The sequence below is a fragment of the Serratia sp. H1w genome, from assembly GCF_000633355.1.
Lineage (GTDB): Bacteria > Pseudomonadota > Gammaproteobacteria > Enterobacterales > Enterobacteriaceae > Chania.
The window spans coordinates 47,220-54,982 of record NZ_AYMQ01000062.1; the positions used below are offsets into that span (position 1 = coordinate 47,220).

The window sequence follows — 7,763 nt, forward strand, 5'->3', positions numbered from 1 at the left end:
CACAAAAGTAGGGCCGCAAACGCGACCCCACACAGTATAGCAGTTGCCCCTCAAGGGCCGCCAGTGGTTAAAAATTAACAGTTTACCCCTGCGGCGGCAGACAAACTCCAATCCCACCCAGGCCACAATAGCCGCCCGGATTCTTATGCAGGTATTGCTGGTGGTCATCTTCTGCATAGTAGAAAGGTAATGCGGGTGCGATTTCGGTGGTGATGGTACGTTTGTCACCCGCCTTATCCATCGCCTGCTGGAAGCGTTGCAGGCTTTGCTCGGCTTCGGCCTGTTGTTCCGCGTCCAGGTAGTAGATAGCAGAGCGGTATTGGGTACCGATATCTCCGCCCTGGCGCATACCCTGCGCAGGATCGTGGTTTTCCCAGAAGACCTGCAACAGCTGGCGGTAGCTGATGACCTGCGGGTCAAACACTATGCGCACCACTTCGGCATGCCCAGTCTGACCGCTGCATACTTCACGATAGGTTGGATTTGGCGTATAGCCACCGCTGTAACCCGCGGCAGTGCTATAAATCCCCGGCTGCTGCCAGTACAGGCGTTCAACGCCCCAAAAGCAGCCCATGCCGAAGATGGCCGTTGCCATCCCTTCGGGCACCAAGGTCATGGAATGGCCGGTCACTTGGTTAAGCGTAGCGACGGGCATCGGCGTAGTACGGCCAGGCAGCGCGCTCGCCTTATCGATGTTTTTAGACTTATCAAAAGATTGCACCACGTTTGACTCCTGTTGCCATAATAAGAATTAGCCTAATAGAGACGCGTGTCAGTTGTAACTGGTCGCTTCTTTGCTCACAATAAGCCCTATCTAACGTTATGTATCAGCTTAACGCAGTATTTTGAGCGCCAAAAGCTAAGAATGCGTCTTGTTTTCGGTAACGGGCGATGTCGTCTGGGCAACGTCTGGGATCTAAAGGTAAAGTGGGCAGTCTGATAGCGCAGCACCGCCCCAGCACCAGAGCAAAGGTACTGGCAGGACAGAAAAATCAATTAAGGAGCACCTGTGCCACGATATCGTGTCCTTTGCGTTTTATGTGCGCTATTCGTAACACCGTCAGTGTTTGCGGCGAATGTGCGGCTTCAGGTGGACGGCCTGAGTGGGGATTTGGAACGCAACGTGCGTGTGCGTCTTTCGGCGATCACGCCGGAAGAGGTTAATGCCGAGGGGCGTTTTCGCGCCCGAGTGGATGCAGCCATCCGTCAGGGGCTACGGCCTCTGGGATATTATGAACCCACCATTGACTTCACTTTCGACGATAATCCAAAACTCTCGCGTCCGGTGCTGCATGCTCACGTCACTCCGGGTGAACCGGTGCGCATTGCCGGATCGACTATCACGCTGGAAGGTGGCGCAAAAACCGATGAAGATTATCTTCGTCTGGTCAGAACCGGGCGGCCAACCGTGGGCGAAATCCTCAACCACGGCCAATACGACAGTTTTAAAGGCTCTTTGACCGGGATCGCGCTGCGCAAAGGCTATTTCGATGCCAACATGAAAAAGAGCCAGCTTGGTGTGGCGCAAGAGCTGCATAAAGCGTTCTGGGACATTGATTATGACAGCGGCGATCGTTATCACTTCGGCAAGGTGATTTTCAAAGGCTCGCAAATCCGCGAAGACTATCTGCAAAACCTGGTGCCGTTTCACCAGGGCGATTACTACAGCTCAAACGATCTGGCCGAACTGAACCGCCGTTTGTCCGCTACCGGTTGGTTTAACTCAGTGGTGGTTTCCCCTGATTTCACTGATGCCAGAGAGAGCAAAATTTTGCCGCTAGATGCGCTGGTGACTCCGCGTAGCAGCAATATTGTGGAACTGGGCGGTGGTTTCTCTACCGATATTGGCCCTCGGGTGCGTGGTACCTGGCGCAAGCCCTGGCTGAACGATCAGGGCCACAGCCTGGCCACCACCGCCAGTATTTCTGCACCAGAACAGCAGTTGGATCTGACCTACAAGATCCCGTTGCTGCGTAGCCCGCTTGAGCAGTATTACTTGCTGCAAGCCGGTTTCAAACGTACGGACCTGAACGATACCAAATCTGACAGTACCAAGGTCGTAGCCTCACGTAACTGGGATCTCTCCAGCGGTTGGCAGCGCGCGATTAACCTCAGCTGGCGCCTGGACCACTTTACCCAGGGTGCCGTCACCAATACCACCATGCTGCTTTATCCTGGGGTTGCCATCAACCGTACGCGTTCACGCGGCGGCCTGATGCCGGTGTGGGGCGATAGTCAGCGCTATTCCATTGACGTGTCGGATACCACTTGGGGCTCTGGGGTCGATTTTGCGTTGATGCAGGCGCAGAACGTCTGGATCCGCACGCTGGCGGAGAAAAACCGCTTTGTGATCCGGGGTCAGGTAGGCTGGATTGAAACCAACGATTTCGACAAGGTGCCACCGGATTTACGCTTCTTCGCCGGGGGGGACCGCAGCATCCGTGGTTATAAATTCCAGGGTATTTCTCCACGTAGCGATGACGGCAAGCTGACCGGCGCGTCGAAAATGGTGACGGGTTCGCTGGAATATCAATATAACGTCACCGGCCGCTGGTGGGGAGCAATGTTTGTCGATTCCGGGCAGGCAGTGAATAGTTTTACCGACACTAAATTAAAGACCGGCGCGGGCGTAGGCGTGCGCTGGGAGTCGCCGGTCGGGCCGGTGAAACTGGATATTGCCGCGCCGGTTGGGGATCCAGAGACCCACGGCCTACAGTTCTATATCGGTTTGGGGCCTGAGCTATGAGCCTGATAAAAAAGATTTGTCTGGGGTTTTTAATCCTGCTGTTGCTGCTGATCGGTACGTTGGTGTTTTTACTTGGTACCACGTCTGGCCTGCATATGGTGATCAACGGTGCTGCCCGCTGGGTGCCCGGGTTGGAAATTGCGGCGGTCAGTGGTGGTTGGCGCGATCTGACCTTGAAAGGCGTGAAGTATCAGATGCCGGGTGTGGCGGTCAACGCCGGGCAGTTCCATCTCTCGCTCAATCTTTCCTGTTTGAAACGCAGTTCTCTGTGCGTGAATGCGCTGACCGCGCAGGATGTCGATGTGGTGGTGAAAACCGCCGAAATGGCTCCTTCCGCACCGGCTGTGGAAAACAGCGAGCCACTTACCGAGCTTCGCACTCCTTATCCTATCACCTTGAGCAAGCTGGCTTTGAACAATGTCAAAGTCACCGTGGATGACACCGCGATCTCGCTTGGGGAATTCAGTACCGGAGCACAGTGGCAAGAACGAGCGTTGACGCTGACGCCAACCACGATCCGGGCAGTGTTGATTGCATTGCCAAAAACGCCGGTGAATCCTTTGCCGGAAGCACTTCAGCCTGCAGCGGAGAAGGTGGCAGAAAAAGTCACCGTTGCGCCTGCGTTGGTACCACCGCCAGTAGAAGAAAAGCCGTTGGCTGAAACCTTGAAAGCGCTGTTTGCCAAGCCGTTGTTGCCGGATCTGCCAGAAATTCGCCTGCCGCTCGATATTACTATCCAGGAAATCAACGGTGAGCAGCTGCATCTGACCGGAGATACCGAAGTCTCCATTACCCGTTTGCAGCTACAGGCCAGCACCAAAGATCAGCATATTCAGCTGGATCGCTTTGACGTGAGATCGCCGCAGGGCATGCTTTCCGCCAAAGGGCAGGCAACGCTGACCGGCAACTGGCCGGTAGAGATGGTGGCCAACAGCACGCTAAACATCGATCCGCTGAAAGGCGAGAAGGTGAAGCTGAATGTGACGGGTGGCCTGCGTGAAGAACTGAAGGTGGCGCTTAACCTGTCAGGCCCGGTCGGCGCGCAGTTGGATGTACAGACTCAACTGGCGGAGGCTGGCTTGCCATTGGCGCTGACCCTGCAAAGCAAGCAGCTGAAATGGCCACTGACCGGCGAGGCACAGTATCAGGTTAATGACTTCCGCCTGCGCTTTAACGGCAAGGCCGAAGATTATGCGTTATCCACCCGTGCCAACTTCAAGGGCCAGGATCTGCCTCCGGCAGTGCTACAGCTCGATGGTAAGGGCAATCTTGAGCAGTTCAGGCTCGAGCGCCTGCGGCTGGTGGCGCTGGAAGGAAACACCGATCTGACGGCGCTGGTGGACTGGAGCAAGGCGATCAGCTGGACCTCACAGCTGACGCTGTCGGGCATTAACACCGCCAAGCAATGGCCGGAATGGCCCGCGCGGCTGGAAGGTAAAATCACCACTCGTGGCAGCCTGCACGGCGGCAGTTGGCAATTGCAGGTGCCGGTGTTGCAGTTAGACGGCAACGTGAAACAAAACAAGGTATCGGCGCGCGGCTCCCTGCGTGGCAATGCGGCGGGGCAGTGGACGATCCCTGGCATCGATCTGGCGTTAGGGCGTAATACGCTCAGCGTTAAAGGCCAATTGGACGAGAAAAGCTGGGTGCTGGATGCCATTGTTGATGCGGCGCATCTCGACGGTGCGTTGCCGGGCCTTGCTGGTAATGTCCGCGGGCAGTTGAAACTGCGCGGGAATTTGCAGGCTCCGCAGCTGTTGACAGATCTGACCGCAACAGGCTTGCAATGGCAGGCGCTGCACATCAATCGGGTGAAGATCGACGGTGATGTCCGTTCCAGCGATCAGATCCAGGGGCAGTTGGCGGTACGAGTAGAGCAACTTAAGCAGGATGCGTTACAGATCAATCTGTTGACGTTAGATGCCAGAGGCAGCGAGCGGCAGCACCGGCTACAAGTGAATATCGATGGCAAGCCGGTTTCCGGGCAGTTGGCCCTGGAAGGTAGCTTCGATCGTCAGCAACAGCGTTGGCGCGGCAACCTGAACAACACTCGCTTTGACACACCGGTGGGCGAATGGCGTCTGACCAGAGCCATCGCGTTGGATTACCAGAATGCACAACAAATGGTCAGTGTCGGACCGCATTGCTGGGTGAACCCGAACGCCGAGCTGTGCGTACCAAGAACTATTGAGGCGGGGGCGAGTGGCCAGGCTAGCGTGGTACTCAACCGCTTCGACCTGGCGATGATCAAACCGTTCCTGGGGCCGGATACTGCCATGAGCGGCGTCTTCAGCGGCCAGGCAGACGTCAGCTGGCAGCCGGGGGGCGCGTTACCTCAGGCGAGAGTCTCGCTGGTGGGGAGAGGGGTGAAAGTGGTGCAGCAAGTGCAGGGTAGCGCATTGCCGATCGCCTTTGACACACTGAACCTCAATGCGGGCCTGAACAATGGCCGGGCGCAGGCTGACTGGCTGATCAAACTGACCAATAACGGCCAATTTGCCGGCAACGTGCAGATCACCGATCCGCAGGTGCGCCGAGCCATCAGCGGCAACGTCAATATCACCAACGTTTCGCTGGCGCTGCTTAACCCGATACTGACGCAGGGTGAGAAGGCGGCGGGGATGCTGAATGCCAACCTGCAATTAGGGGGCAACGCGCAGAACCCGCTGGTCTTTGGCCGTCTGGCGCTGGATAAGGTGGCGATCGTTGGCCACTGGATGCCATTCGATATGACCGATGGTCGTCTGGCGCTGAATTTCAACGGGATGACGTCGACTCTGGAAGGGTTACTGGCGACCACGCATGGTCAACTTAATCTGTCTGGGGATGCCGACTGGCGGGATATCAACGCTTGGCGTGCGCGGATTGCCGCCAAGGGCGATCGGCTGCGGGTAACTCTGCCACCGATGGTCCGTATCGATGTTTCGCCGGATGTGGTGTTTGAAGCCACGCCGCAGCTGTTCTCACTCAACGGTAGCGTAGCCATCCCTTGGGCGCGCATTACGGTGCAGGAGCTGCCAGAAAGCGCGGTCGGGGTTTCTTCTGACGAAGTGATGCTGGATAACCAGCTCAAGCCGATCCAGCCGGCGACGGCGGGGATCCCAATCAACAGCAATCTGACGATCCGCGTGGGTAACGACGTGCGGCTCGATGCCTTCGGCCTGAAAGCCAGCCTGCGTGGCGATCTGCGCGTGGCGCAAGACCGCAATGGCCTGGGGGTGCACGGCCAGATTAATATTCCATCCGGGCGTTTCCATGCTTATGGTCAGGATCTGATCGTACGTAAAGGCCAACTGCTCTTCTCTGGGCCACCGGATCAACCGCTGCTGAATATCGAAGCGATCCGTAATCCGGATGCGACGGAAAATGACGTCACCGCAGGCGTTCGCGTCACTGGCATGGCCGATGCGCCAAGGCTGGAAGTGTTCTCCGATCCTGCCATGTCTCAGCAAGAAGCCCTGTCTTACCTGCTGCGCGGCCAGGGATTAGGGGCTGGCGGCGCTGATGGCAACGCCATGACCTCAATGTTAATTGGTATGGGGGTTGCACAAAGTGGTCAACTTGTGGGTAAAATCGGCGAGGCGTTTGGCGTAAGTAATCTGGCCCTTGATACCGAAGGAGTTGGTGACAGCTCTCAGGTGGTGGTGAGCGGCTATGTCCTCCCCGGCTTACAAGTAAAATATGGGGTGGGGATTTTCGACTCATTGGCCACGCTGACGTTGCGATACCGCCTGATGCCTAGGTTGTATCTGGAAGCGGTGTCTGGTTTAGACCAGGCACTCGATGTGCTCTATCAGTTTGAGTTTTAGCTATGCGAATCATTGTCTACGGCAGTTTACGACGCAAACAGGGAAACAGCCATTGGATGACCAACGCCCAATGGTTGGGTGAACATGAGTTAGAAGGCTACCAGCTGTATAATCTGGGCCACTACCCGGCGGCGATCCCTGGAGAGGGCACGGTACACTGTGAAGTGTATCGTATTAACTCATCGATTCTGGCCGAGCTGGACGAATTGAAAAGCAATACCAAAGATTACAAGCGCGAGCTGATCGGCACGCCTTATGGCAGTGCGTGGATCTACCTGTATCGACACAGCGTGGACGGTTTTCCGCGGATTGAAAGCGGTGACTGGCTAAAGCGGCTTGACGAAAAGCAGTAAAAAAAACACCGCTCATCTGGGCGGTGTTTTTTCATCACGGGCGAGAATTACTTCTTGGCGCGTTCGAAAGAAGCGACGATCTCAGCTTTGGCTGCGGCAGCATCTGCCCAACCATCAACTTTCACCCATTTGCCTTTTTCCAGATCTTTGTAGTGCTCAAAGAAGTGGGTGATCTGCGCTTTCAGCAGTTCTGGCAGGTCGTTCACATCTTTAATGTGATCGTACTCTTTGGTCAGTTTGCTGTGCGGTACGGCAACCAGCTTCGCATCTTCACCGGCTTCGTCGGTCATTTTCAGCACGCCAACTGGACGGCAGCGGATCACTGAGCCTGGTTGCAGTGGGTACGGAGTTGGCACCAACACGTCTACCGGATCACCATCCAGTGACAGGGTGTGGTTGATGTAACCGTAGTTGCACGGGTAGAACATCGCCGTGGACATGAAACGGTCAACGAACAGCGAGCCGGTTTCTTTGTCGATTTCGTATTTGATTGGATCGGCGTTAGCCGGGATTTCGATAACTACGTAGATGTCTTCTGGCAGGTCTTTGCCAGCAGGGACCAGGTTCAAGCTCATGTCGGTTTCCTTTAATCAAACCAGAAATGGAGTGGCGGCTATTATAGCCAAAACGTCCTCAAAGTACTCCCATTTTTCGGGACATGAAGCTGCACCAGTACTGCATAGTACACACAAAATGTACCACATTTCGGTACAGAGCTGAAGTCACAGGTCAGTGGCTATGTTGCTGTGGGTTTGGCTGCTTGTTAGAGCTTACGAAAGTACTGAATAGTGGCTAACAGAGTGCGGGATTTGTTCGTGCCAATCTTGTAAAGCAGGCTGGTTAGTCACGATTGCT

Annotated in this window: 5 protein-coding genes; 3 read left to right on the forward strand and 2 right to left on the reverse strand. The window is 55.7% G+C overall.

Going from position 1 to position 7,763, the window contains the following annotated elements; genetic code table 11:
• Positions 1-82 precede the first annotated feature (82 nt).
• Positions 83-721, reverse strand: a complete 639-nt coding sequence (msrA, locus tag U869_RS0115640; protein WP_115650735.1) for a peptide-methionine (S)-S-oxide reductase MsrA — start codon at positions 719-721, stop codon at positions 83-85.
• A 288-nt stretch (positions 722-1,009) separates the two neighbouring features.
• On the opposite strand from msrA, the gene U869_RS0115645 reads away from it, so the two are divergent.
• Genes U869_RS0115645 through U869_RS0115655 form a run of 3 tightly spaced genes read left to right on the forward strand, consistent with a single transcriptional unit; the run spans position 1,010 to position 6,908 of the window.
• Complete coding sequence (locus U869_RS0115645) at positions 1,010-2,746, forward strand: autotransporter assembly complex family protein (RefSeq protein ID WP_025122285.1); 1,737 nt, start codon at positions 1,010-1,012, stop codon at positions 2,744-2,746.
• Positions 2,743-6,555 carry a translocation/assembly module TamB domain-containing protein gene (locus tag U869_RS0115650; RefSeq protein WP_025122284.1) on the forward strand — a complete coding sequence of 1,271 codons (3,813 nt, stop codon included), beginning with the start codon at positions 2,743-2,745 and terminating at the stop codon, positions 6,553-6,555. The genes U869_RS0115645 and U869_RS0115650 overlap by 4 nt, the downstream gene beginning before the upstream one ends.
• A gap of 2 nt (positions 6,556-6,557) precedes the next feature.
• Positions 6,558-6,908, forward strand: coding sequence for a gamma-glutamylcyclotransferase (locus U869_RS0115655; RefSeq protein WP_025122283.1), 351 nt, complete (start codon positions 6,558-6,560; stop codon positions 6,906-6,908).
• A 47-nt stretch (positions 6,909-6,955) separates the two neighbouring features.
• Here U869_RS0115655 and ppa read toward each other — a convergent pair whose 3' ends face one another.
• A complete protein-coding gene (gene ppa / locus U869_RS0115660) occupies positions 6,956-7,483 on the reverse strand; it encodes an inorganic diphosphatase (protein WP_024483356.1) in 528 nt (175 codons plus the stop codon).
• Positions 7,484-7,763: the final 280 nt, after the last annotated feature.